Annotated in this window: 21 protein-coding genes and 4 pseudogenes; 19 read left to right on the forward strand and 6 right to left on the reverse strand. The window is 60.7% G+C overall.

Features of this window, described 5'->3' with window-relative positions; all coding sequences use genetic code 11:
- Positions 1-214 precede the first annotated feature (214 nt).
- On the reverse strand, positions 215-1,549 hold the full coding sequence (locus HAP54_RS22930) for an IS1182 family transposase (RefSeq protein WP_166202952.1): 1,335 nt from the start codon (positions 1,547-1,549) through the stop codon (positions 215-217).
- 182 nt (positions 1,550-1,731) lie between these two features.
- On the opposite strand from HAP54_RS22930, the gene HAP54_RS22935 reads away from it, so the two are divergent.
- Positions 1,732-3,075, forward strand: coding sequence for an IS1380-like element ISBdi2 family transposase (locus tag HAP54_RS22935; protein WP_166204320.1), 1,344 nt, complete (start codon positions 1,732-1,734; stop codon positions 3,073-3,075).
- 223 nt (positions 3,076-3,298) lie between these two features.
- Here the strand turns inward: HAP54_RS22935 and HAP54_RS22940 are convergent, their stop codons facing one another.
- A complete protein-coding gene (locus HAP54_RS22940; protein WP_166303952.1) occupies positions 3,299-4,633 on the reverse strand; it encodes an IS1182 family transposase in 1,335 nt (444 codons plus the stop codon).
- 1,264 nt (positions 4,634-5,897) lie between these two features.
- On the opposite strand from HAP54_RS22940, the gene HAP54_RS22945 reads away from it, so the two are divergent.
- The 3 genes and pseudogenes from HAP54_RS22945 (at position 5,898) to HAP54_RS22955 (ending at position 10,341) form a co-directional block, all read left to right on the forward strand.
- Entirely contained in the window at positions 5,898-6,656 is a 759-nt protein-coding gene (locus HAP54_RS22945; protein WP_166214515.1) for a glucose 1-dehydrogenase, read from the forward strand.
- A gap of 43 nt (positions 6,657-6,699) precedes the next feature.
- A pseudogene (locus tag HAP54_RS22950) lies at positions 6,700-8,452 on the forward strand (oleate hydratase); the annotation flags it as partial.
- Positions 8,453-8,997: 545 nt separating this feature from the next.
- Positions 8,998-10,341, forward strand: coding sequence for an IS1380-like element ISBdi2 family transposase (locus HAP54_RS22955; RefSeq protein WP_166296351.1), 1,344 nt, complete (start codon positions 8,998-9,000; stop codon positions 10,339-10,341).
- A gap of 166 nt (positions 10,342-10,507) precedes the next feature.
- On the opposite strand, the gene HAP54_RS22960 is transcribed toward HAP54_RS22955, so the two are convergent.
- A complete protein-coding gene (locus HAP54_RS22960) occupies positions 10,508-10,900 on the reverse strand; it encodes a hypothetical protein (RefSeq protein ID WP_084518698.1) in 393 nt (130 codons plus the stop codon).
- A 450-nt stretch (positions 10,901-11,350) separates the two neighbouring features.
- On the opposite strand from HAP54_RS22960, the gene HAP54_RS22965 reads away from it, so the two are divergent.
- The 10 genes and pseudogenes from HAP54_RS22965 to HAP54_RS23010 all read left to right on the forward strand — a co-directional run bounded on the left by HAP54_RS22965 (position 11,351) and on the right by HAP54_RS23010 (position 18,648).
- The gene (locus HAP54_RS22965) at positions 11,351-11,551 is read left to right on the forward strand and encodes a hypothetical protein (RefSeq protein ID WP_248114465.1); all 201 of its coding nucleotides are present in this window, start codon (positions 11,351-11,353) and stop codon (positions 11,549-11,551) included.
- A 530-nt stretch (positions 11,552-12,081) separates the two neighbouring features.
- Positions 12,082-12,513, forward strand: coding sequence for a hypothetical protein (locus HAP54_RS22970; RefSeq protein ID WP_166214517.1), 432 nt, complete (start codon positions 12,082-12,084; stop codon positions 12,511-12,513).
- 222 nt (positions 12,514-12,735) lie between these two features.
- Positions 12,736-13,182, forward strand: coding sequence for an IS66-like element accessory protein TnpA (gene tnpA / locus HAP54_RS22975; protein ID WP_166205731.1), 447 nt, complete (start codon positions 12,736-12,738; stop codon positions 13,180-13,182).
- Complete coding sequence (gene tnpB, locus HAP54_RS22980; RefSeq protein WP_166205730.1) at positions 13,163-13,516, forward strand: IS66 family insertion sequence element accessory protein TnpB; 354 nt, start codon at positions 13,163-13,165, stop codon at positions 13,514-13,516. Before tnpA ends, tnpB begins: the two co-directional genes overlap by 20 nt.
- A 125-nt stretch (positions 13,517-13,641) precedes the next feature.
- A complete protein-coding gene (locus HAP54_RS22985) occupies positions 13,642-13,806 on the forward strand; it encodes a hypothetical protein (RefSeq protein WP_166298523.1) in 165 nt (54 codons plus the stop codon).
- A gap of 71 nt (positions 13,807-13,877) precedes the next feature.
- Positions 13,878-15,221, forward strand: a complete 1,344-nt coding sequence (locus HAP54_RS22990) for an IS1380-like element ISBdi2 family transposase (RefSeq protein ID WP_166204320.1) — start codon at positions 13,878-13,880, stop codon at positions 15,219-15,221.
- Positions 15,222-15,387: 166 nt separating this feature from the next.
- A pseudogene (gene tnpC / locus HAP54_RS22995) lies at positions 15,388-16,878 on the forward strand (IS66 family transposase); the annotation flags it as partial.
- Positions 16,879-17,455: 577 nt separating this feature from the next.
- Complete coding sequence (locus tag HAP54_RS23000; RefSeq protein WP_029084427.1) at positions 17,456-17,662, forward strand: cold-shock protein; 207 nt, start codon at positions 17,456-17,458, stop codon at positions 17,660-17,662.
- Between the two features lie 252 nt (positions 17,663-17,914).
- Positions 17,915-18,073 carry a hypothetical protein gene (locus HAP54_RS23005; RefSeq protein ID WP_176422224.1) on the forward strand — a complete coding sequence of 53 codons (159 nt, stop codon included), beginning with the start codon at positions 17,915-17,917 and terminating at the stop codon, positions 18,071-18,073.
- Positions 18,074-18,318: 245 nt separating this feature from the next.
- Positions 18,319-18,648 carry a hypothetical protein gene (locus HAP54_RS23010; RefSeq protein WP_035978014.1) on the forward strand — a complete coding sequence of 110 codons (330 nt, stop codon included), beginning with the start codon at positions 18,319-18,321 and terminating at the stop codon, positions 18,646-18,648.
- Here HAP54_RS23010 and HAP54_RS23015 read toward each other — a convergent pair.
- Positions 18,638-18,727, reverse strand: a pseudogene (locus HAP54_RS23015) (DedA family protein); the annotation flags it as partial. The gene HAP54_RS23010 and the pseudogene HAP54_RS23015 overlap by 11 nt on opposite strands.
- A 67-nt stretch (positions 18,728-18,794) precedes the next feature.
- Between HAP54_RS23015 and HAP54_RS23020 the strand changes: the two are divergent.
- Positions 18,795-19,571, forward strand: a complete 777-nt coding sequence (locus HAP54_RS23020; protein WP_224741820.1) for a hypothetical protein — start codon at positions 18,795-18,797, stop codon at positions 19,569-19,571.
- On the opposite strand, the gene HAP54_RS23025 is transcribed toward HAP54_RS23020, so the two are convergent.
- Positions 19,556-20,502, reverse strand: a protein-coding gene (locus HAP54_RS23025; RefSeq protein WP_166293531.1) for an IS630 family transposase whose coding sequence is annotated in 2 segments (ribosomal slippage) — positions 19,556-20,163 and positions 20,163-20,502 — 948 coding nt in all. Because the reading frame shifts where the segments join, the coding sequence is not laid out codon by codon here. The two genes, HAP54_RS23020 and HAP54_RS23025, sit on opposite strands and share 16 nt — an antisense overlap.
- A 286-nt stretch (positions 20,503-20,788) precedes the next feature.
- On the opposite strand from HAP54_RS23025, the gene HAP54_RS23030 reads away from it, so the two are divergent.
- The 4 genes from HAP54_RS23030 to HAP54_RS52555 all read left to right on the forward strand — a co-directional run bounded on the left by HAP54_RS23030 (position 20,789) and on the right by HAP54_RS52555 (position 23,108).
- Entirely contained in the window at positions 20,789-21,124 is a 336-nt protein-coding gene (locus tag HAP54_RS23030; protein WP_224741819.1) for a hypothetical protein, read from the forward strand.
- Positions 21,125-21,159: 35 nt separating this feature from the next.
- Complete coding sequence (locus tag HAP54_RS23035) at positions 21,160-21,603, forward strand: prolyl oligopeptidase family serine peptidase (protein WP_051346695.1); 444 nt, start codon at positions 21,160-21,162, stop codon at positions 21,601-21,603.
- Between the two features lie 603 nt (positions 21,604-22,206).
- Positions 22,207-22,623 (forward strand): LysR family transcriptional regulator, encoded by a 417-nt coding sequence (locus tag HAP54_RS23040; RefSeq protein WP_166303967.1) that lies wholly within the window; start codon positions 22,207-22,209, stop codon positions 22,621-22,623.
- A 209-nt stretch (positions 22,624-22,832) separates the two neighbouring features.
- Positions 22,833-23,108, forward strand: coding sequence for a LysR substrate-binding domain-containing protein (locus HAP54_RS52555; RefSeq protein ID WP_166308259.1), 276 nt, complete (start codon positions 22,833-22,835; stop codon positions 23,106-23,108).
- Positions 23,109-23,318: 210 nt separating this feature from the next.
- Here HAP54_RS52555 and HAP54_RS52560 read toward each other — a convergent pair.
- Positions 23,319-23,552 (reverse strand): annotated as a pseudogene (locus tag HAP54_RS52560) (DUF3088 family protein); the annotation flags it as partial.
- Positions 23,553-23,618 lie beyond the last annotated feature (66 nt).

The following is a 23,618-nucleotide window of genomic DNA, read 5'->3' on the forward strand; positions in this document are numbered from 1 at the left end:
TAGGATTATAGCCTTCCTTTCATATTGCGACGCTGCCGTCAGGTTATGGCCGCAAAGGCGTGCGGCCTCCGTAACCAATAGCGGTCGCGCTCCGCTCACGCATCTGCTGTGCACACGCGCTCGAAGCTCGATGGCAAAGCACGCCTGCAATCAAAAGCCTAGGAGCCCGTCCAGATATGTTTTCGTGACGGGCATTTGTTGTAGAGTAGCAGGCTCAGGCTGCGTTTGCGAGGTTGAACAGCTTGAGGAGGTTATGGACGGTGCAGATCATTGTCCACTCGGCGCGCACTTTCTCGATGCCCCGCAACAGGAACTGGCGGAAGCCTCTTGCCTGTTTGATCTGCCCGAACACCGGCTCCACCACTTGCTTTCGCAATCGGTAGGGTGTTTCGAAGCCGCCATCGTCGATCTTCTTTCGCATGGCCTGTGTCAGCGGGCCGCCGACTTTTCCGTTCGCTACTGTCGGGTGCTTGGCGCGTCCGGGCGCGACATAGCCATCGATGCTGCGTGTGTCGAGCGCTTCGAGATTGGCTTCGCTGCAGTAGCCGGAATCCGCTGAGGCCTGCCGCGGCTTGCGGCCAAGATTGCTCTCGATGGCCTCGATCAGGGGCACCAACTGGCCCTGATCGCTGCCGTGCTGGGTCAGTTCTTGCGCGACAATGATCTGGGCATGTGCATCGACGGCCGCCTGGGCATTATAGGCCTGAACGAAGCCATCCTTCGACTTCATGATGCGGCTTTCCGGATCGGTGAAGTTGCGTTGCGCCTTGGGATTGGGTTCCTCCGATGGCAGCGCCGCCGGTTTGCCCGGCTTCTTGCGGCCTTCGGCCTGGCGCTGCTGTTCCTTTTCGGCCTCGATGCGGCGCTCTTCCTCCGCCGCCAGTTTGGCGTCCGCTTCCAGCGCCGCCATCGCTTGCTGGATCTTCGCCAGCCGTTTCTGCTTGTCGACGGTCCAGTCCGGCAGTTCGTCGCTGTTGCCGAAAGTCTCATCCTCCGAGGCATCCGCCGCCTCGGCGGCCGCCAGCATGCGAGCGACCTCGGCCTTCAATTCCGCCTCGCGCTTCTTCATGCGCTCATAACTCATCGCCTTGTGTTTCGACGCGTTCGCCTTGATCTTCGTACCATCCAGCGCGACATGACCGAGCTTGACCAGCCCGGCCGTCTCGCACAACTTCAGAACCTGCACGAATAGCGCGCCGAGCGCCTTCAAATGTCGCTTGCGAAAGTCGCTGATCGTCCGAAAATCCGGCGCATCCAGCGCCACGATCATCACAAAATCGTTCCGCTCCCGGCAGGCCTTGGCAATCCGACGCGACGAATACAGCCCACTCGCATAGCTATGCAGCAGCAGCGCCACCATCATCCGCGGATCAAACGGCGGCTGCCCAAGCCCGCTCACATAGCTGCCCATGATCTCCCTGAGATCGAGGCTCTCCCGCACCAGATCAACCATAAACCGCGAGACATGGCCTTTCGGCACGAAGTCCTGCACATTCGGCGGCAGAAGCAGCGTCTGATCGATGTTCCAAGGCCGAAAATACTTGCTCATCGCCCAATGTTGAATCAGACCCGACCAGATTTGAACAGCGACTATCCAGACAAGCTCCTAGCCCGTCTTATTCGTCAGAGTGCGCCTGAGAGGCTGGCGAGCGTGGTGTAAAGCGCTGATGCGGCGTAGGATTCGGTTGCAAAGCCAACCCCATCACCTCAACCGCGAACGCCAGGCCCGCCATGACCGATGATACGATTCTGCCCTTCTCGTTTCCAGCCGTTCACGCCAAGAAAGTCACAGCTGCCTTCGATGGCGGTCGGCTGACCTCGAACGGGGGCGTGATGCTTCTGGCGATGGCCGAGCGGCGTCTCGGCTTGGCCGACAATTTGGCCCGGGTGTTCCCGGATCGGCGCGATCCGACGCGGGTCGTGCACAGCCTTGTCGATATGTTCCGCGCGCGCATGTTCGCGATCTGCTGCGGCTACGAGGACGCCGACGACCTCGATCATCTGCGGTCCGATCCCGCATTCAAGCTGGCCTGCGGACGGCTGCCGGACACGGGTCGCGATCTGTGTTCCCAACCGACGCTGTCGCGGCTGGAGAATGCTCCGCGCCTGCGCGACGTGATCCGACTGACCTACACTTTGGTCGACGCATGGATGGATAGCTACCCGCGCGAGCCGGCATCCGTCACGCTCGACATCGATGATACCTGCGATGTCGTCCACGGCCATCAGCAGCTCTCGCTGTTCAACGCTCATTATGACGAACGCTGCTTCCTGCCGATCCACGTCTACGACACGGAGAAGAGCCGGCCCGTGGCGGTCGTGTTGCGGCCCGGCAAGACGCCGGGCGGCGTCGAGGTGCGTGCCCATCTGCGCCGCCTGATACGGCATATCCGGACGCGGTGGCACAACACGCGAATTACGTTCCGTGGCGACGGGCACTATGCCCGGCCGGAGGCAATGGCGTGGTGCGAGACCAACGGCATCGACTACATCTTCGGTCTGTCCGGCACCAAGCCGCTCGCCAGAAAACTCGACGAGGCCGCCGACGACATCCGCACGCGACGCGCCATCGAGAACCTGCCGGTTCTGCGTGGCTATACCGAGACGCGCCACAAGGCCAAGTCCTGGGATCGCGAACGGCGTACCGTCGCCCGTATTGAGGCGACGATGCTCGGCCTCGACATCCGTTTCGTCGTCACCAGCCTCGATGTCGGCTCGGCCGAGTGGATCTACGACAGCCTGTATTGCGCGCGCGGCCAAGCCGAGAATCTGATCAAGCTGCATAAGACACAGCTCGCCTCCGATCGCACCAGCTGCCGTTCGGCGCTCGCCAATCAAGTCCGCCTCGTTCTCCACACCGCCGCTTATTGGCTGATGCTGACCGTGCGCGACGCGATTCCCAAAGCCCGGGAATTGGCCACAGCCGAGTTCGCGACGCTGCGTCTTCGTCTCTTGAAACTCGCTGCCCGTGTCGTCGAGACCACGAGCCGCATTCGCCTTGCGTTTGCCGCGGCATGTCCCGAAGCCGACCTGATCCGCGGCTTGCCAGGCGCGCTGCTGCCTCTCGGTCCTTGACCGGCGGGGCGTCCGCCCCCCGTTCGCCCAACCTACACCTCAAGCGCGTTGCAAAGTACGGGTCGGTCAGGCGGTGAAAAGCCGAAGGCAATCCCGCGCGCCTCGTCAGAGCAGATGTGCGGCCACATCAATCGGACTAAAAAAAGCACTCTCACGAATAGGACGGGCTAGGAGCCCGTCCAGATATGTTTTCGTGACGGGCATTTGTTGTAGAGTAGCAGGCTCAGGCTGCGTTTGCGAGGTTGAACAGCTTGAGGAGGTTATGGACGGTGCAGATCATTGTCCACTCGGCGCGCACTTTCTCGATGCCCCGCAACAGGAACTGGCGGAAGCCTCTTGCCTGTTTGATCTGCCCGAACACCGGCTCCACCACTTGCTTTCGCAATCGGTAGGGTGTTTCGAAGCCGCCATCGTCGATCTTCTTTCGCATGGCCTGTGTCAGCGGGCCGCCGACTTTTCCGTTCGCTACTGTCGGGTGCTTGGCGCGTCCGGGCGCGACATAGCCATCGATGCTGCGTGTGTCGAGCGCTTCGAGATTGGCTTCGCTGCAGTAGCCGGAATCCGCTGAGGCCTGCCGCGGCTTGCGGCCAAGATTGCTCTCGATGGCCTCGATCAGGGGCACCAACTGGCCCTGATCGCTGCCGTGCTGGGTCAGTTCTTGCGCGACAATGATCTGGGCATGTGCATCGACGGCCGCCTGGGCATTATAGGCCTGAACGAAGCCATCCTTCGACTTCATGATGCGGCTTTCCGGATCGGTGAAGTTGCGTTGCGCCTTGGGATTGGGTTCCTCCGATGGCAGCGCCGCCGGTTTGCCCGGCTTCTTGCGGCCTTCGGCCTGGCGCTGCTGTTCCTTTTCGGCCTCGATGCGGCGCTCTTCCTCCGCCGCCAGTTTGGCGTCCGCTTCCAGCGCCGCCATCGCTTGCTGGATCTTCGCCAGCCGTTTCTGCTTGTCGACGGTGCAGTCCGGCAGTTCGTCGCTGTTGCCGAAAGTCTCATCCTCCGAGGCATCCGCCGCCTCGGCGGCCGCCAGCATGCGAGCGACCTCGGCCTTCAATTCCGCCTCGCGCTTCTTCATGCGCTCATAACTCATCGCCTTGTGTTTCGACGCGTTCGCCTTGATCTTCGTACCATCCAGCGCGACATGACCGAGCTTGACCAGCCCGGCCGTCTCGCACAACTTCAGAACCTGCACGAATAGCGCGCCGAGCGCCTTCAAATGTCGCTTGCGAAAGTCGCTGATCGTCCGAAAATCCGGCGCATCCAGCGCCACGATCATCACAAAATCGTTCCGCTCCCGGCAGGCCTTGGCAATCCGACGCGACGAATACAGCCCACTCGCATAGCTATGCAGCAGCAGCGCCACCATCATCCGCGGATCAAACGGCAGCTGCCCAAGCCCGCTCACATAGCTGCCCATGATCTCCCTGAGATCGAGGCTCTCCCGCACCAGATCAACCATAAACCGCGAGACATGGCCTTTCGGCACGAAGTCCTGCACATTCGGCGGCAGAAGCAGCGTCTGATCGATGTTCCAAGGCCGAAAATACTTGCTCATCGCCCAATGTTGAATCAGACCCGACCAGATTTGAACAGCGACTATCCAGACAAGCTCCTAGGGGCGCCGGGAGCGGCGCGGTGTCGAGTGCGCGAAATCACCGCATGCGCCGCCTCGTGATATGCGGTGATCTCGCGCTCTTCTAACACTTCGACCCGCTTGATTTCCGGAAATTGACAGCGGGACCGTCGACCGAGATTGCTGGGCGTAGCTTTGACGCGCGCATCCGCGTGATGGCAGAGAGCTTCCGTTCTGGACGCAGCCTCGGTGTTGGCCTACTCGCTTCAAGCTTTGCCAGCGCGGCAAGTACGATGCCGGTTGCGAGTTAGCCTTCAGACCATCTCCTCAGCGCCTCTATGGCGTTCTCCAAAGCCTTTTCATGGCATAATCTCCACGGGCGGCCTGCGGAAAAGCGCGCGGGCGGCTGGAGGGGCCACCCGCGCTAGTTTGCGCTTCGAAGAGGCTTTGCTGTCTCATGGGGGGTGCGCGAGCATATGAGCAGCCGAGCCATACATGCGTCAGCAACCAGCGTGCCAAACCATCGTACCGGCATTCCGCCTGAACAGAGACAAAACGCTGCGCTTTCAACCCGCGGTCCCCGAACAGCTGTTTGCGCCTCGATTGCAGTTCCCCACATGCATGTCATCGACCGGACACAGCTGAGCGAGATCAGACGTGCAGGGATGCAACGGCGCCACGCAGCGCCGATGACGGTTAATCCAGGTCTTTCATCGTGTCGAAACTGGCAGCAAAACTGCCTGCGCTGCCGATGCTTGCGGGGGCGCCACGATCGACATGAAGCCGCTGTAAATAGGGCTGGGTGCAAACATCACGACGTTCGCAAGTCGGAAAGAGAACAAAACCCACACAAAACAATGCGAACTGTGGACCATTTTTTGGCACGAAGAATGCAGACCCTCGATATGCCCAGGGGCGCCCTCCCCTGGACATGGCCACCATCGCAACTTGAGGCCGTGGCTGGCCACTTGAGGTTAGCGGCGCGTGATATCGACGAGGGACAGTGCCTGTGCAGGACACGGGCAGGCACCTGCGTCACGTCGCCGCTAACTTCTGTCCGTCGCCAACAGCGCATCAATGGTTGGTCCGCTTAGCATTGACGTGTCGATAAGAAGGCACCCGCGATTCACACAGAGCATTCCGCACATTCTCGACACTTCGCGCGTCATAACGGATGACCCTCGCGTCCTCTTCGTCGCCTGGAAGACGCTGCACCGCCATTGATCAACGGAACGAGCCAACGACTATGGGACGTGTGAACGACAAGGTCATTCTGGTGACCGGCGGGGCTCGCGGAATGGGGGCAGCTAATGCGCGCCTGCTGGTGGCTGAGGGGGCCAGGGTCGTGATCACTGATATTCTTCATACAGAAGGAGAGGCTCTCGCGGCTCAACTTGGCAATTCGACCATCTATGTGCCTCAGGACGTTACCCAGCCGAAGCAGTGGGCCGAGGCGGTCGCAAGCGCCGAGGGTCGCTTCGGCGCGCTCCACGGGCTGGTCAACAACGCCGCGATCGCCAACATAGCCCCTATTGAGCAGTTCTCGCTCGATCAGTGGAACAAGACCCTTGCCGTCAATCTAACCGGCGTATTCCTCGGAATGCAGGCAGCCCTACCGGCCATCCGGCGCGCGGGCGGAGGTTCGATCGTCAACGTCTCGTCCGTCGAGGGGCTGCGGGGCAGTGCCGGACTCCACGCCTATGTCGCTTCGAAGTTCGGCGTGCGGGGCATAACCAAGTCCGCTGCACTGGAAGCCGCGGCCTCGGGAGTCCGCATCAACTCGATCCATCCCGGCTTCATTGCCACCCCGATGACCGAGAGCTTCGAGTCCTCCCTTTTCCCCGTTCCACTCGGGCGGGCAGCCGAGCCGCAGGAAGTATCGCAGGTCGTCTTGTTCCTCCTCAGCGACGAGTCCAGCTACCTTACCGGTTCGGAGGTCGTCATCGATGGAGGTCTGACGGTCGGCGTCCCACGCAAATGCCTGGCGCCCGAGAACCTCTTTTGATTAGCCTGACTGAATGTCCAATCTAGTCGGATAGAATGTTGCGATGTACTACGGTAGCGGAAATTACGAAGCTTTTGCCCGCCCTCGCAAACCCGAAGGTGTGGACAACAAGACTGCGTGGTTCGTCGGTGCGGGCCTGGCGGCGCTTTCCGGTGCGGCCTTCCTGATCCGCGATGGCCATATGCGTGGCGACCGGATCACCATCCTCGAACGGCTGAAGATACCCGGTGGGGCTCTCGACGGTAACCAAGACCTAGGAAGGGGCTTCGTGGTCCGGGGAGGCCGCGAGATGGAGGATCATTTCGAGTGCCTATGGGACTTGTTCCGGTCGATCCCTTCGCTGGAAACCGAAGGTGCCAGCGTGCTCGACGAATTCTACTGGTTGAACAAGGATGATCCGAACTACTCGCTGCAACGGGCGACGGTGAACCAGGGACAGGACGCGCGCACCGACGGCCTCTTCACTCTGAGCGAAAAGGCGGAGAAGGAATTGATCGCCGTCTTTCTTGCCTCCCGTGAGGAGATGGAGAACAGGCGTATCGACGAAGTGTTCGGGAAAGAGTTTTTCTGCAGCAATTTTTGGCTCTATTGGCGGACGATGTTCGCCTTTGCGGAGTGGCATTCCGCCCTGGAGATGAAGCTTTATCTGCATAGGTTCATCCATCATATCGGGGGCCTGCCGGATTTCAGCGCGCTGAAGTTTACCAGGTACAATCAGTATGAATCGCTGGTTCTACCGTTGTGCAAATGGCTGTTGGAGGAGGGCGTCAACTTCCGCTACGACGTCGAAGTCACCGATGTCGATTTCGACATAAAGGCCGGATGCAAGCAGGCCACGGCTATCCACTGGCTGGAGGACGGCGTCGCCGGCGGCATCGGCCTTGGCGCCGACGATCTTGTCTTCATGACGATCGGGTCGCTCACCGAAAACTCGGACCAGGCAGACCATCACACGCCCTCCAGGCTCGACGAAGGCCCGGCGCCTGCTTGGGATCTGTGGCGGCGTATTGCGGCCAAGGACGCGGCGTTCGGCCGCCCGGATGTCTTCGGCGGCAATATTCCTGCAACCAAATGGCAATCGGCGACGATCACGACTCTAGATGCGCGCATTCCAGCCTATATCCGCAAGATCGCCAAACGCGATCCGTTCAGCGGCAAGGTCGTCACGGGAGGGATCGTCACGGCGAAGGATTCGAACTGGCTGCTCAGTTGGACTGTAAACCGTCAACCGCATTTCAAGTACCAGCCCAGTAATCAGATCGTCGTCTGGGTCTACTCACTTTTCGTCGACAAGCCTGGCGACTACGTGAACAAGCCGATGCAAGATTGCACGGGCGAGGAAATCACGCAGGAATGGTTGTATCACCTCGGCGTGCCGGTCGAGGACATACCGGGACTCGCCGCGATGGCCGCAAAGACAGTGCCGGTGATGATGCCCTACGTCACCTCTCTCTTCATGCCGCGGCAGGCGGGTGATCGACCAAATGTTGTGCCCAAAGGCGCTATCAATTTTGCCTTCATCGGCCAGTTTGCTGAGTCGGCGGAGAGCGATTGCGTCTTCACGACCGAATACTCAGTGCGCACGGCGATGGAGGCCGTCTACACGCTCCTCAACGTCGAACGTGGTGTGCCAGAGGTGTTCAATTCGACCTATGATATCCGCAAGCTGCTTGCGGCAATCGGCAGACTGCGCGACGGCAAGGAAATCCGAATTCCCGGTCCGGCGTTCTTGCGCGACCTAATGCTGAAGAATATCGGCGCTACAGAACCCGGCAAGACTGCTCAATGAATATCATCGATCTCCGAGTGAGGGCTTTGTGCGTTCGCCTGTCTTGTGCAGCTGGAGAGCTCGTTCTCCACGGCCCGTACGAGTGTGAATTGCAAGGGGCAAGCCCTTCGTCGAGTGTCGAAGGCGGCACACTCGTAACATTGCACATGACGGCACACGCGAAGGGCGGAATTGTTCTCGGGCCGCGATTCATAACATGGCGTGGTAATGGAAGCCGCAACAATCGTGCCCGCACATAATGCTGGCGGCCGACCCGTCTGCGTGACACTCGCGTTCGATGTGCCACCTGAGCTCCAAATCGACCAGGTGGCGGAAGGAGGTTTTCTCAGGACGCGCCGAGATGCAGTATCCATAACGTCGCCGGTCGGCGACGTGCAGCCCGGCTGCGGATAAAGCAGAGTGCGATCGGGGCCTTGTTTCTCAAGCTTAGCCCGTCTTATTCGTCAGAGTGCGCCTGAGAGGCTGGCGAGCGTGGTGTAAAGCGCTGATGCGGCGTAGGATTCGGTTGCAAAGCCAACCCCATCACCTTCAGCCGCGAACACCAGGCCCGCCATGACCGATGATACGATTCTGCCCTTCTCGTTTCCAGCCGTTCACGCCAAGAAAGTCACAGCTGCCTTCGATGGCGGTCGGCTGACCTCGAACGGGGGCGTGATGCTTCTGGCGATGGCCGAGCGGCGTCTCGGCTTGGCCGACAATTTGGCCCGGGTGTTCCCGGATCGGCGCGATCCGACGCGGGTCGTGCACAGCCTTGTCGATATGTTCCGCGCGCGCATGTTCGCGATCTGCTGCGGCTACGAGGACGCCGACGACCTCGATCATCTGCGGTCCGATCCGGCATTCAAGCTGGCCTGCGGACGGCTGCCGGACACGGGTCGCGATCTGTGTTCCCAACCGACGCTGTCGCGGCTGGAGAATGCTCCGCGCCTGCGCGACGTGATCCGACTGACCTACACTTTGGTCGACGCATGGATGGATAGCTACCCGCGCGAGCCGGCATCCGTCACGCTCGACATCGATGATACCTGCGATGTCGTCCACGGCCATCAGCAGCTCTCGCTGTTCAACGCTCATTATGACGAACGCTGCTTCCTGCCGATCCACGTCTACGACACGGAGAAGAGCCGGCCCGTGGCGGTCGTGCTGCGGCCCGGCAAGACGCCGGGCGGCGTCGAGGTGCGTGCCCATCTGCGCCGCCTAATACGGCATATCCGGACGCGGTGGCACAACACGCGAATTACGTTCCGTGGCGACGGGCACTATGCTCGGCCGGAGGCCATGACGTGGTGCGAGACCAACGGCATCGACTACATCTTCGGTCTGTCCGGCACCAAGCCGCTCGCCAGAAAAGTCGACGAGGCCGCCGACGACATCCGCACGCGACGCGCCATCGAGAACCTGCCGGTTCTGCGTGGCTATACCGAGACGCGCCACAAGGCCAAGTCCTGGGATCGCGAACGGCGTACCGTCGCCCGTATTGAGGCGACGATGCTCGGCCTCGACATCCGTTTCGTCGTCACCAGCCTCGATGTCGGCTCGGCCGAGTGGATCTACGACAGCCTGTATTGCGCGCGCGGCCAAGCCGAGAATCTGATCAAGCTGCATAAGACACAGCTCGCCTCCGATCGCACCAGCTGCCGTTCGGCGCTCGCCAATCAAGTCCGCCTCGTTCTCCACACCGCCGCTTATTGGCTGATGCTGACCGTGCGCGACGCGATTCCCAAAGCCCGGGAATTGGCCACAGCCGAGTTCGCGACGCTGCGTCTTCGTCTCTTGAAACTCGCTGCCCGTGTCGTCGAGACCACGAGCCGCATTCGCCTTGCGTTTGCCGCGGCATGTCCCGAAGCCGACCTGATCCGCGGCTTGCCAGGCGCGCTGCTGCCGCTCGGTCCTTGACCGGCGGGGCGTCCGCCCCCCGTTCGCCCAACCCATCCCTCAAGCGCGTTGCAAAGTACGGGTCGTCAGGCGGTGAAAAGCCGAAGGCAATCCCGCGCGCCTCGTCAGAGCAGATGTGCGGCCACATCAATCGGACTAAAAAAAGCACTCTCACGAATAGGACGGGTTAGTGGGTTGCTTGCCTTACCGCAGACGATGGCGATGGTTTGAGATGATCCAATATTTTCGAGCCTTCGCTGAACGACTTCGACCAGAATTTCTCCGCGAAGTCCAGATGGCACTTCAGTAGCTCTGAGGGAGTTTTAGAGTCGGCAAGATTTCTCAGAAAGCTTGCTTGTTCGTGCAGAGAGGAAGCAGCCAAACTTAATCCATCCTTTAATGCCGCGGCGTACAGGTGCCTTGTCGATTCGATCGATTTTTGCCATTCCGGAAAAATTGATGGAATGCGTGATGCCGCTGCTGCAGGTTCTCCAACGCCATCGGCGGCGGCGCCGGTCAGTCCGGGCTCTGGACGTGGCCGCCGTTCGCGTTTCTCGTCTTCGGTTGTATTCGCGTTCATTCGACGTCTCCTAGCCTAAAAGAGGATTTGTAACACCTGAGTTGTTCGCTGCTCAGTTCCGATCGTCAACCTTCAGAACGTTACCACACCCTCCAACATGTCATACCTACCTCTTTTGGTACGGCGTGATCGCGCCGCAAATTGCGCATTCTAGGCGCCACTTGCTGGAATGTTCACCCATCCCCGGTTCAGAGGCTGAGAACCGCGGCAACCTCGTTGAGGACGAGCGCTGACTGCGTAGATCGACGGTGCTGCCAAAGGTGGTGCGGTCGCACGTCGATGCGCTTTGCCGTGATTGCGGCTGGCATTGGCCGCCATCACGCTCGCATCCATCGCGATGGCGCGGGAACGATAACCTGCCGTTTGGGCGGGGCGGCTCACGGGTATGGCGCGGACGCCTGGTTGATGTTGGGGGCGACGCCCGGCCGTTCAATCCGAACGACGCCGTCCATGTCGATATGGATTCTCGAAGTCGGGATCGAGCAGGCGAAGCCCCGTGGCGACGTCATCAACGTTCGTCTCCCCATCCGGCTCTCGGAATCGGCCATCTGCATATTCCGTTTCGCGATTGCGCGTGCATTCGGTTTGCCTGTCGCGGGCGCGCGGCGCTTTTGCCTGCCACTTTCTCCTTTTGAGCGTCACGATGTGTAGCAGGCTATACTAACAGCTTAGTCCAGTCTCGTAAAACCGCCGCTCGACCCGCGCCGCAGGAAATTGAGGCTTTTCCGGCGAGGTGTGTTGTGGGCATGGCGAGATACTCCTTTGTCAGTGGGCTAAGAACGGTCCGAACCGGGCGCTCATCGTACCCCGTAGGTCAAGGTGCACACCGCGCAAAGATCGGCGCAGGCAACGATGCCGTCGGCTGTGCTGCCGATCGATAGTGATGCTGTGGCTGATGAAGGGGCGCGCACAGCTTGGGTCCGCCAGGTAGGCCCATACTGGCCCGTGGCGCTGCGGCCGGAGAGCAATATCAGCTACGCTGATGCCCGAGGCCTTTCACGTCTCGAGGCAAACGAGCTCGCGCGTTGACCTTGACGCCCCGCGGCGAGGTAAATCTGGGCCGTCGCGCTCGCGGTTAGCCAATATAGTTGAGGTTAACCGCGCTATGTTATTGACGTTGCGCCCCTATGCTTGATCCATTGCACCGGAAACTGCACACCCGGCCCACCGGAGAGGTGGAAGTGTCCTTCCAGCTGACCGTCCTGAAAGTGCTGGCCGGCCAATCTGCCGGGCGGGCCTCCGTTGCCGACATAAGGCACGCCGTTGAAATCCTGATGAACAGCGGCCGTGACTGGACCGATCGCATGAAGCGGCTGGCCGAACGCGCACCTGACCTGAATATCTTCTCGGCCGGGTTTGTCTTTCGCGATACTCTTGGCTGGGAAATCACGGAAGAGGGGCGGCAATTCCTCTCCGCGCTCGAAAAGGCCGTCGCCGATCAGAGCGAGCGGCCTCGATCAGCCATCGATCCCCCATCCAGCGAAGTCACCGCGCAACCGGTCATGGATGCGCAAAATCACTTATTCCTCCCCATAGTCACCGTCAAAGGTCGCGGCGTCGCCGCGGGAAAGGCGGGTCTAATCGACGTAGAGCATGACGCGGCGCAGCTTTAACTTGTCACGCGGCCTCTGGCCGAACCGCGTGCCGATATTTTGCAGCGAAGTTTCTAAGAGTGTGTCGTATCAACTTCCTGACAGTGGTCTCAAGCTGACAATAGAACCTCGACAATCTCTCAACGCGCGATGAATGGGCGTAAGCGCTCCTTTCTACGCACCTATGCAGTTGAGCGCGGGGATGGGATGAGGTGTCCACCATGAGCGAGGTGGACACGATCGATGATCACTCCAGAAGAACCTTTGAGACTTGAGACGGTCGGCGTGTTGCGCAATGGCCGGCGTCGCTATGATCCGGCCAGCAAACAGCGGCTGGTCGAGGCCTGTCTGCAGTCTGGCGTGTCGCTGGCGGGGCTTGCGCTGCAACACGGCGTGAACGCGAACCTGCTGCGCAAGTGGGTGGCCAAGCGACAACTTCAGAACGGGGATGGCCAGCCGGAGGCGCGGGCGCCGATTGCGCCAGCCTTTATTCCGGTTCGCGCGCCGTCGCCGTCGCCAACTCGATCTGCTGGCGCGATTGCGGTTTGCGCGACGGAGCGATCCTGTGCAGGGCGGCTGACGGCATCGATGCCCAACGGCGTGACGCTTTCGCTGGAAGGCGGCGACGCGCAGTTGCTGTCGGCGGTGATTGAAGCGCTGGGGCGTTGCGATGTTCCGACTGGCGTCTGATCTTCGGGTCTACCTTCACCGCGAACCGATTGACTTCCGGGCGGGCATCAACAGCCTGGCGATCGTGGTCGAGCAGTCGATGGGGCTGGATCCGTTCCAGCGCGCGGTGTTCGCGTTCTGCAATCGTCGCCGCGACCGGATCAAGCTGCTGATTTATGATCGGTCAGGATTTTGGATGCTGCTGAAGCGGCTGGAGGCCGACAGATTCCACTGGCCCCGAAGTCAGGAGGCGGTGCTGACGCTGACGACGGAGGAGCTGCACTGGCTGCTTGACGGCATCAACATCGCGGCGGTGCGTCGTCATCCGGTGCGGCAATATCAGAGCGTGGGCTGAGCGTGTTCGATGCGGGCGGCGTCATCGGGCTTCGGCATGGCCGTTCTCAGATGACGCGGCCGAAGACATGACGAAGACATGGGAGCCCGGTTGACGCGGCGGCATGACTTCGATTCAAGACTCCGATGAGTCGCAAGCCCACGACGCACGAACTGGAAGCCTTGATCGCGGCGCACGCGGCCGAGATCGCGGCGCTGAAGGCCGAAAACGAGAAACTCGCACAACGCGTGCTGCATCTAGCCCGTCTTATTCGTCAGAGTGCGCCTGAGAGGCTGGCGAGCGTGGTGTAAAGCGCTGATGCGGCGTAGGATTCGGTTGCAAAGCCAACCCCATCACCTCAACCGCGAACGCCAGGCCCGCCATGACCGATGATACGATTCTGCCCTTCTCGTTTCCAGCCGTTCACGCCAAGAAAGTCACAGCTGCCTTCGATGGCGGTCGGCTGACCTCGAACGGGGGCGTGATGCTTCTGGCGATGGCCGAGCGGCGTCTCGGCTTGGCCGACAATTTGGCCCGGGTGTTCCCGGATCGGCGCGATCCGACGCGGGTCGTGCACAGCCTTGTCGATATGTTCCGCGCGCGCATGTTCGCGATCTGCTGCGGCTACGAGGACGCCGACGACCTCGATCATCTGCGGTCCGATCCCGCATTCAAGCTGGCCTGCGGACGGCTGCCGGACACGGGTCGCGATCTGTGTTCCCAACCGACGCTGTCGCGGCTGGAGAATGCTCCGCGCCTGCGCGACGTGATCCGACTGACCTACACTTTGGTCGACGCATGGATGGATAGCTACCCGCGCGAGCCGGCATCCGTCACGCTCGACATCGATGATACCTGCGATGTCGTCCACGGCCATCAGCAGCTCTCGCTGTTCAACGCTCATTATGACGAACGCTGCTTCCTGCCGATCCACGTCTACGACACGGAGAAGAGCCGGCCCGTGGCGGTCGTGTTGCGGCCCGGCAAGACGCCGGGCGGCGTCGAGGTGCGTGCCCATCTGCGCCGCCTGATACGGCATATCCGGACGCGGTGGCACAACACGCGAATTACGTTCCGTGGCGACGGGCACTATGCCCGGCCGGAGGCAATGGCGTGGTGCGAGACCAACGGCATCGACTACATCTTCGGTCTGTCCGGCACCAAGCCGCTCGCCAGAAAACTCGACGAGGCCGCCGACGACATCCGCACGCGACGCGCCATCGAGAACCTGCCGGTTCTGCGTGGCTATACCGAGACGCGCCACAAGGCCAAGTCCTGGGATCGCGAACGGCGTACCGTCGCCCGTATTGAGGCGACGATGCTCGGCCTCGACATCCGTTTCGTCGTCACCAGCCTCGATGTCGGCTCGGCCGAGTGGATCTACGACAGCCTGTATTGCGCGCGCGGCCAAGCCGAGAATCTGATCAAGCTGCATAAGACACAGCTCGCCTCCGATCGCACCAGCTGCCGTTCGGCGCTCGCCAATCAAGTCCGCCTCGTTCTCCACACCGCCGCTTATTGGCTGATGCTGACCGTGCGCGACGCGATTCCCAAAGCCCGGGAATTGGCCACAGCCGAGTTCGCGACGCTGCGTCTTCGTCTCTTGAAACTCGCTGCCCGTGTCGTCGAGACCACGAGCCGCATTCGCCTTGCGTTTGCCGCGGCATGTCCCGAAGCCGACCTGATCCGCGGCTTGCCAGGCGCGCTGCTGCCGCTCGGTCCTTGACCGGCGGGGCGTCCGCCCCCCGTTCGCCCAACCCATCCCTCAAGCGCGTTGCAAAGTACGGGTCGTCAGGCGGTGAAAAGCCGAAGGCAATCCCGCGCGCCTCGTCAGAGCAGATGTGCGGCCACATCAATCGGACTAAAAAAAGCACTCTCACGAATAGGACGGGCTAGAGGAGCAGTTGCGCCTGGAGCGCCTGCACCGGTATGCGCCGAAGAGCGAAAAGCTCAAGGAGCGCATCTTCAACGAAGCCGAGCAGGCCGCCGCTGAAAGCCGGGACGACGACGATGTCGAGGCGGTCGCCGTGCCGGACACGGGATTGCCGGAGGCTCCAAAGCCGGCGCCGAAGGCACGCGGCCGCAAGCCGCTGCCTGACGATCTGCCGCGCCAACGCGTCGAACACGATCTGGGTGAGGATCAAAAGGACTGTCCGTGCTGCCATAATCGGATGCATCGGATGGGCGAGACCGTCACCGAGCAGTTGCACGTCGAGGTCAAGGCGTCGGTGCTGCAACATGTGCGGTTCAAATATGCCTGCCGTCACTGCGAGCGCACCGCGCTGAACACCCCGATTGTGACCGCGCCGATGCCGGCGCAGCCGCTGCCGGGTAGCGTCGCCACGCCATCGACGCTGGCGCTGGTGCTCGCCAACAAATACGTCGACGGCACGCCGCTGTACCGTGTGGCGGACGCGCTGGGGCGCGCCGACGTCAGCATCAGCCGCGGGACGCTGGGCAACTGGGTGATCCGGGCGAGCGAGTTGCATCTGCATCGGGTCTATGACGCGCTACAGCAAAAGCTCATGTCGCAGCCCCTGGTCCACGGCGACGAAACCTGGGTCCAGGTTCTTAAAGAGGACGGCCGTGATGCGCAGGCCAAATCCTTCATGTGGGCCTATCGCAGCGGCCAGGACTGCGCGCAGCCGGTCGTGCTGTTCGATTACCAGCCCGGTCGCGGCCAGCAACATCCTCAGGCCTTCCTGGCCGGCTATCGCGGCTTGTTGATGAGCGACGGCTATGACGCCTGGCGCACGCTGACAGGCGCGACCCATCTCGGCTGTATGGCGCATGCGCGCAGGAAATTTACCGATGCGCTCAAGGCCAGGACAAAGCCTGGCGGTCCGCCATTGCAGGCGCTCAAGTTCTTCGAGGCGTTGTACGAGGTCGAGAGGGTGGCGCGCCAGACGCCGCCCGACGGCGAAACGCGCGCCGCATACACCTTGCGGCTGCGCCAGCAGCATAGCCTGCCGGTATTGGCCGCCTTCCGGACCTGGCTCGACGACCAGGCGCCGAAGGTGCTACCCGAAAGCTTGACCGGCAAGGCGATCGCCTATGCACGCAACCAATGGGATTATCTGACCCGTTACACCAGTGACGGTCTCGCCCCGATCGATAACAATGTTCTGGAGCGCGACATCAGGCCGTTTTGCACCGGACGAAAAAGTTGGCTGTTCAGCGACACCGTTGCCGGCGCCAAGGCAAGCGCCGTGATCTACAGTTTGGTGCTGACATGCCGGGCATGCGGCGTCGATCCCTATGCATGGCTACGTCACGCGCTCACCGAATTGCCCCAACGCGCGCCAGACGCCGATATCGAAGATCTGTTGCCGTTCAATTGCACCGCTCAAAAAAACCTGCCAGCTGACAACGACAGCGGCTGACCGTCAAACGCTCAGGATCAATCAAGCCGTTCCGATGATCCCGCTGGGCCCCGGCGCCACGCGACGCCGCGGCCAGCCGCGCGCGCAGCCTGTGCAGTAAAATGCGCGCTTACGAATGGGCGGAGCACGCCCCGATGGGCGGCATTCATGTTTGGTGGAGTGGGCGCGCGTCGATTCGCGCAGCTTGGATAAATGAGTTGATTTTCAACGTAGGATGTTGTTGTCGCCGCGTGAGCCGATCGCTTACAAGCTCAGCGCGTGTAAATCTTTTGAAGAGCGTGGGTGAAACTGGCTAATCCCATTGGTAAGCAAGTGTTGCGTACATGGACCAGGCCGGAATCCTGCTCATCAAGCCGACGCGCGCGCGGAAGCTGCGTCTGTGGCGTAATTTGTGCAGTCTAACCGCTTAATTGTGGAAGTGGACTTCCTCGAAGGATGTGGCGAGTTTCCGAGCCGACACCTTAGTTGCTGCGCTGCTCTCGCAGGCGACAGCTGAGACGTTGCTCTCTTGCCGGGGAGCTTGATGACTGCGAAAGTCCTGGTTAGATCACTGTCCTTCAATTTGGAGAATCGTGCGGTGGCAATGGGTATTGTGAAGTGGTTCAATCCGACGAAGGGATATGGCTTCATCAGGCCGGAAGATGGAGGGCCGGATGTCTTCGTGCATATCCGTGCAGTCGAGAAGGCAGGCTATACGGGGTTAGAAGAGGGGGCTCGGGTCAGTTACGAGCTGAAGGCCAATCGCTCGGGCAAGATGTCAGCCGAAGATCTCCGGGTCGGGTAATCAGATCTGTGCGGTGATCTCTCTCCACTCGTCAGACTGCCGTCCGGTCCGGCCGCGGAGGACTGCTGCGCGCTACTGATGGACCGGCTCTTGTGGCGTGTGCGTCGTCACGTTCAGCGAGAGCGTGCAAGCGCAATCTCTCGAATGGTCCACGCTTGGCAAGCAGTCGAGGAACCGAATGGTTGGCGCGCGGTTTGTGCGTTTCGCAAGGAGTTCGTCCAACTCGGCAAAAGCTTGCAGCTACCATGAACGATGTCGGAGATCGCCATGCACGCCGCCCTGAGCCTGATCGCGATCTCGCTGCTGATCAACGCGCTGTTCTTTGTCGTGATGACGCCCGTCGGTAAATCGGCCCGTAACGCTCGGCGGGAAGCAGAGCGTACACGCTCCATGTTCGGAGGTAAGCATTAGGCGACCGGCGGGTACATCGCCACGTCCCGGTCATGGCCCTAACGATCGAAGCCGCTGGTCTATCCGAAGACGCGAGGCTATCCGCCCGGCAATTCGTCGATGTCAACTTCTGAACCAATGTCGGCAAGTTGACGTCGCCATGCGGCCGGAGCGGCTGAAACGCACGACTTTTCGGCCGGCACGCGGCTTGCAGTGTTCGAGCTGCCAGCTGGCACAAGCCGCCCAATGCACGCTGACGAGATCGGATGCGCATTGTTGGCTGCTTCCGCTTAACGCGAGACCTGCAAGCGTGGCCGTTCGACCTCATCCGGGACAAGCCCATGAACACGTCAGTGCTCTCCACCGCGTTGCGCTCGATTGCCTGTTTCACCTCCGCGGCGCTGTTGCAAGAGCGGACGGCTGCGGGGCCGGCTGACGACCCATTCCTTTGGCTCGAGGAGATCGAAGCGCCGCGCGCATTGGCTTGGGCACGGGCCGAGAACGACAAGACGCTTGGCGTGTTCCAGTCAGATCCCCGCTATCGGCGCTTTTACGAAGAGGCGCTCACCATCCTGCAGGCCAAGGAAGCAGGATGATCACGGCGCCCCATTCAGCATAGGAGGCGCGGAACGCGTCGACCTTGTCGGACAGGCCGTTAAGATGGATCAGCTTATGTCTACGGTTCGAACGGCGGCGACCCGGTCACCGGCGGCGCCGGCGTGACCGGATTCCGTACGTTTCGTTGGGGCGACGCGGTCTGGAAAATTTCTGGCAAGACGACACGCAGGTGCGCGGCGTCTGGCGGCGCACCACGCTTGAGAGCTATCGCAGCCAAGACCCGCGATGGGAGACCATCCTCGATGTGGACGAACTGGCTGTCGCCGAGAACAAGAATTGGGTCTTTAAAGGTGGCAACTGCCTTCCGCCGGAAGAACGCCTCTGCCTGCTAACGCTTTCCGATGGCGGTAAGGACGCCGCGTTCATCCGTGAGTTCGACCGAGACGCCAAGGCCTTCGTTGAGGCCGGCTTTGATCTTCCCCAGGGTAAGCAGAGTGTCCGATGGGTCGATGGTGACACAGTCCTTGTTGCACGAGACTGGGGCGAAGGGACCCTGACGCAGGCCGGCTACCCCTTCGTGGTGAGGGAGCTCAAACGCGCTCAGCCGCTCGCTGAGGCGCGCGAGATTTTTCGGGGCCAACCGACCGATGTTCAGACGATGCCCTTCGTACTTCGTGACAGTGAAGGCCATATCCATGCGGCCGGCGCCATCCGCGTGATCAGCTCCTTCGAGCACGAGTATGTGCTCTTCGGCGCCAATGGGCCTATCACGCTCAATCTGCCCAGGAAGGCGGCTATCGTTGGGGTCGTGAGTGGCCGCCTGCTTGTGACGCTTGACGAAGAATGGACGCCGCCCGGCGACACCAGCTTCGCGACCGGTTCGATGATCTCGTATGACCTGGCCGAATGGAAGCAAGATCCGCTGCGCGCTAGAGCATTTTCCGATCACGTTGCGTCGTAACCAGCCGCGACGAGATAATTTTGGCATTCCTCGGGTGAGAAGCGCTTGAGAGCGTTGGCGATTGCTTGCCAGAGATCGGGCATGGTGCGCGCTGCGGCGGCCCGCAACAGGGCTTTCAGTTTAGAGAAGGCCATTTCGATCGGGTTGAAGTCTGGACTGTAGGGCGGAAGATAGAGCAGGCTTGCTCCGACCGCCCGGATGGCCTCTCGAACGCCATGGACCTTGTGAGCGGGCAAGTTGTCCATGATAACGGTATCGCCCGGCCGCAGCGATGGGGCGAGCAATTGCTCGACGTAGGCCAGGAAAGCGTCGCCATCCATTGGACCGTCCAGAACAAGCGGCGCGATCAGACCGTCGGAGCGCAATCCAGCGGTGAATGTCGTCGTCTTCCAATGTCCGTGTGGGATAGCTGCACGACATCGCTCGCCGCGTGGCGAGCGGCCGTAAAGCCGCGCCATTTTGGTGTTGGCGCTGGTTTCGTCGATGAAGACGAGACGCTCAGGGTCAAGATCGATTTGCCCTTCGAACCACTCCTCACGCGCGGCATTTATATCGCCGCGCCGTTGCTCGGCGGCGTGCGCTGTCTTTTTTTAAGTGTGATCTTTCTGCGCTGGAAAAAACGCCAGAGCGACGCGATGCCAGTCGATATTCCACGACGTTTCAACAGTTCTCGCAACTCGGCGAGCGTGATATCCGGCTTCGCTGTCACTGCCTCCAGAATCAATTGCGAATGCGCTTCGATGCGCTGCGATTTGCGGTCACCGCCCTGGCGTTTAGGAACGATGTCGCCAACTTCCTTGAGGCGACCGCGCCAGCGGATCGCACTGGCCGCGCTGACACCAAAGCGCTCAGCAGCCTGTCGACAGGACATGCCACCGTCAATCGCGGCTATCACCCTTTGACGAAGATCAACCGAAAGCGCCCTGGCCATACATGCTGGCCTCCCTCGCCAGCATGCAGCTTGAATCTGACTCGCGCCGTTTTGGGAATCCCCACCCGATTCATTCCGGTCGGAAAATGCTCTAGACCGTCGCTTGTCTTCCAGCCTGGGCTCCGGCAGGCACTGAGCGGGCTCAGTCGCACGAGGAACTTGATGATCCTGACGATCCTTGACAACGTTCAGAGCAAGGCGTTCATCTACAAGTATGATCAAGGGGCTTGGTCCGCCACGCCGATCCCGGTCCCGGACAATGCGAATGTTAGCGTGTCAGCAGGTGATGTTCACGGTCTCCGACTATTTCACGCCAACATCGCTTTGGTACTTCGATGCCGCGAGCAAACAACTCGAGGCATTAAAGACGGCACCTGCGGCCTTCGATGGATCCCGGCATGTCGTGGAGCAGCTCGAAGCGACCTCGCGCGATGGCACGCGGATTCCCTACTTTCTGGTGCGGCCCAAGAACGCAAGATTTGACGGCGCGATCCTGACGCTTCTCTATGGTTATGGCGGGTTACAGATTCCGCTCCTTCCATTCTATGCGGGACCAATGGGGCGGCTCTGGCTCGAACAGGGCAATGCTTATCTCGTTGCGAATCTGCGCGGGAAAACCTGATCCGCCGGAACATCACCAGTCCACGACGACTAGGCGTGATCGGCGGCAGCCAGGGCGGACTGCTTGTTGGCGCCGCAATCACCCAACGGCCCGAGCTCTTCAACGCGGCGATCATCCAGGTTCCGCTCTCTGACATGCTTCGATTCACCAAACTGGGCGCGGGCGCCTCCTGGATCGCCGAGTATGGTGACCCCACCATTCCCGAGCAGCGCACGTGGATCGAGGCCTACTCGCCCTACCAAAAGCTGGTGCCGGGCAAGACTTACCCCGCCCCTTTAATTCTCACCTCCACCAAGGATGGTCGCGTGCATCCAGCGCACGGCCGCAAGGCCGCCGCGAGGCTCGCTGCGCTGGGCCAGCCTTACTTCTACTACGAGAACATCGATGGGGGACATAGCGCTGCGGCCAATCTGATCGAATATGCGCGTCAGCTAGCCCTCGAATACACCTATGCATCCAGGCGGCTTTGTCTTGAGTAAGTTCGACGGACGGGGTGATCAAAGCCGATAAAGACCAGTCGTCTCGGCATCGCCACGTTGGTCAGCGGAGCTCATCAGCCGGCCGCAAGGCGATACCACCGAACGACGCGATCGGCGGGCAGGATGGTACGCCGGACTTTGACGACCCTTGGGAATTCGCGCCGCGCCCGAGAGGTCTTCGAACACGAGGTCGCCAATTGCGGCTCGCCATCCAGTCTGGCTAACCGCCCGCATTTCGGTCTGGCCGAATTTTCGCAGAGCATGATTGGCCCAAGACTTGCTACTCCAACCTCAAACTCCGTGAAATTCTTAAGAGATCACGCAGCAATCTCATGCTGCACCGAGCGGAGTTCTCCACTCGAAGCGAGCCTAACAGGCCAAGAGATCCGAAGCGCCTATGTGCCTCGATCGAGGTTTGATCGGAAGGTGGGCAGGGAGAGTAGGTTGGTAAGTTTGCCTGGCGGGCCGAGGGTCGAACGAGGTCTCAGTGGTTGGGCGGTCCCGCCAGTCAGCAATATCGGTTGTAGGTGCTGAAGAGAATCCAGGCTCATTGCAGGCCCAATAACAGCCACGCAGTTAGAGGGCGGGAAAGAAGCAAGTCAGATGCACAAACTACCGATCTTGAAAAGCCTTCATCTGTTTGAGGCGGTGAGCGAGTTTCCAAGCTTCTCAAAGGCGGCTGAGCGGCTGAACATGACGACCGGAGCGGTAAGTTACCAGATGCGCATCCTTGAGATTTGGTTCGGCAGGAGGCTGTTCGTTCGCCACAGCTCGGGCGTGCGGCTGACGTCCGACGGCGAACAGCTAAAGCACAGCTGTGCGAGCGTGTTCACAATGCTCGAGAAAGGATGCTACGAACTGCAAAGGCGCGATGCGGGAAGATCAGTGGTGGTGGGGTGCTCAACCACATTCTTGTCGCATAGCCTCTTACCTCGGATTGGTGCGTTCCGCCAACTACATTCGGACATTGACTTTGTCTTCGAGACCGATGCCGATCTAAACGCGTATCCGGCATATTGAAGCAACCGCTTCCCGTCCATGAGGTGCACGTATCCAACGAGATGATTGGCCCTGTAAGCAGCGCCGGCTGCACTCGAGGCGATCAAAAGCCCAGAAGACATCTTGTCAATTCCTCTGCTGCACGCGTCCGTCAGGTTGGACGCCTGGAACGAATGGGCCAACGCAGCTGCAATATGTTTGCGGGGATCGCGTGACGTCGTGTTCGATACATTCCCCTAGCTGTCAAGGCGGCCAAAAGCGGACTTGGAGCCGCAATATCGTCGCAGGTTCTGGTCAGAAGCAACCTTAAAAAGGGGGAGCTTGTGGCTCCATTTGGCTTTGTGCCGATCGATCGCTCAATCTACATGTTTGTCAGTGAGCACGCGCGAAATATGGTCGCTGTTAAAGAGTTTCGGCGGAGGGTATTGGCAGAAATACTCAGCCGGGACTATCCATTGTCGCCGCTCCACGACGTGTCTCAAGAGGCGAAGCAGGTAGTCAATTGAAACTGTACCCGCAGGCTCACTCGTCACGTGAGTTCGTTGATGGCCGCGTGTCGACTTCCATAGCAGGCTCACACGAGGCAGAGTCTTCACGGATGAGGGGCCGGAAATCCGTGGTGCACTGCTAAGAGATGCAGGATTGTAAAAGGATCGTCGACATAGGCCAACCCCTTCGCGTATTCCGCTTTTCCCCGGTGCAACGCTTCCCTTCTCGAAAATGAGAACGGGCACGGACTGATGATCGGGGCCGAGCCTCTCGATGAGCTCGGTTCGTGGCCGCAGCCAAGCAATCCGGTGAAGGTCGAGATTGGTGGCCCGACTTGGGAACGCGGACAGCACCCCCTCCAGCACGGCGCATTGCCAGCAATAGAACTCCTGCCCCGGAAATGCCGGATCTGCAAAGGGTCGTTCTAGAAGGCGCAGCTGATCGCGTGGCGTAGTGTGCATCGTGGATCTATCGATCGACAGGACATGAAATTTGAGAATGCCTGGATCTGACTATGGCGAAGGTCG

This window comes from Bradyrhizobium sp. 2S1 (assembly GCF_011516625.5).
Lineage (GTDB): Bacteria > Pseudomonadota > Alphaproteobacteria > Rhizobiales > Xanthobacteraceae > Bradyrhizobium > Bradyrhizobium septentrionale.

Bases quoted from the DNA above. Each gene is read 5' to 3' on its own strand.
- HAP54_RS22940 (WP_166303952.1), bottom strand. From the start codon at position 4,633: ATGAGCAAGTATTTTCGGCCTTGGAACATCGATCAGACGCTGCTTCTG.
- HAP54_RS22935 (WP_166204320.1), top strand. From the start codon at position 1,732: ATGACCGATGATACGATTCTGCCCTTCTCGTTTCCAGCCGTTCACGCC.
- HAP54_RS22990 (WP_166204320.1), top strand. From the start codon at position 13,878: ATGACCGATGATACGATTCTGCCCTTCTCGTTTCCAGCCGTTCACGCC.
- HAP54_RS22985 (WP_166298523.1), top strand. From the start codon at position 13,642: ATGAGTCGCAAGCCCACGACGCACGAACTGGAAGCCTTGATCGCGGCG.
- HAP54_RS22955 (WP_166296351.1), top strand. From the start codon at position 8,998: ATGACCGATGATACGATTCTGCCCTTCTCGTTTCCAGCCGTTCACGCC.
- HAP54_RS22945 (WP_166214515.1), top strand. From the start codon at position 5,898: ATGGGACGTGTGAACGACAAGGTCATTCTGGTGACCGGCGGGGCTCGC.
- HAP54_RS23010 (WP_035978014.1), top strand. From the start codon at position 18,319: ATGCGCATTGTTGGCTGCTTCCGCTTAACGCGAGACCTGCAAGCGTGG.
- HAP54_RS22960 (WP_084518698.1), bottom strand. From the start codon at position 10,900: ATGAACGCGAATACAACCGAAGACGAGAAACGCGAACGGCGGCCACGT.
- tnpB (WP_166205730.1), top strand. From the start codon at position 13,163: ATGTTCCGACTGGCGTCTGATCTTCGGGTCTACCTTCACCGCGAACCG.
- HAP54_RS23030 (WP_224741819.1), top strand. From the start codon at position 20,789: ATGTTCACGGTCTCCGACTATTTCACGCCAACATCGCTTTGGTACTTC.
- tnpA (WP_166205731.1), top strand. From the start codon at position 12,736: ATGATCACTCCAGAAGAACCTTTGAGACTTGAGACGGTCGGCGTGTTG.
- HAP54_RS23040 (WP_166303967.1), top strand. From the start codon at position 22,207: ATGCACAAACTACCGATCTTGAAAAGCCTTCATCTGTTTGAGGCGGTG.
- HAP54_RS22930 (WP_166202952.1), bottom strand. From the start codon at position 1,549: ATGAGCAAGTATTTTCGGCCTTGGAACATCGATCAGACGCTGCTTCTG.
- HAP54_RS23005 (WP_176422224.1), top strand. From the start codon at position 17,915: ATGTCGGAGATCGCCATGCACGCCGCCCTGAGCCTGATCGCGATCTCG.
- HAP54_RS22965 (WP_248114465.1), top strand. From the start codon at position 11,351: ATGTCGATATGGATTCTCGAAGTCGGGATCGAGCAGGCGAAGCCCCGT.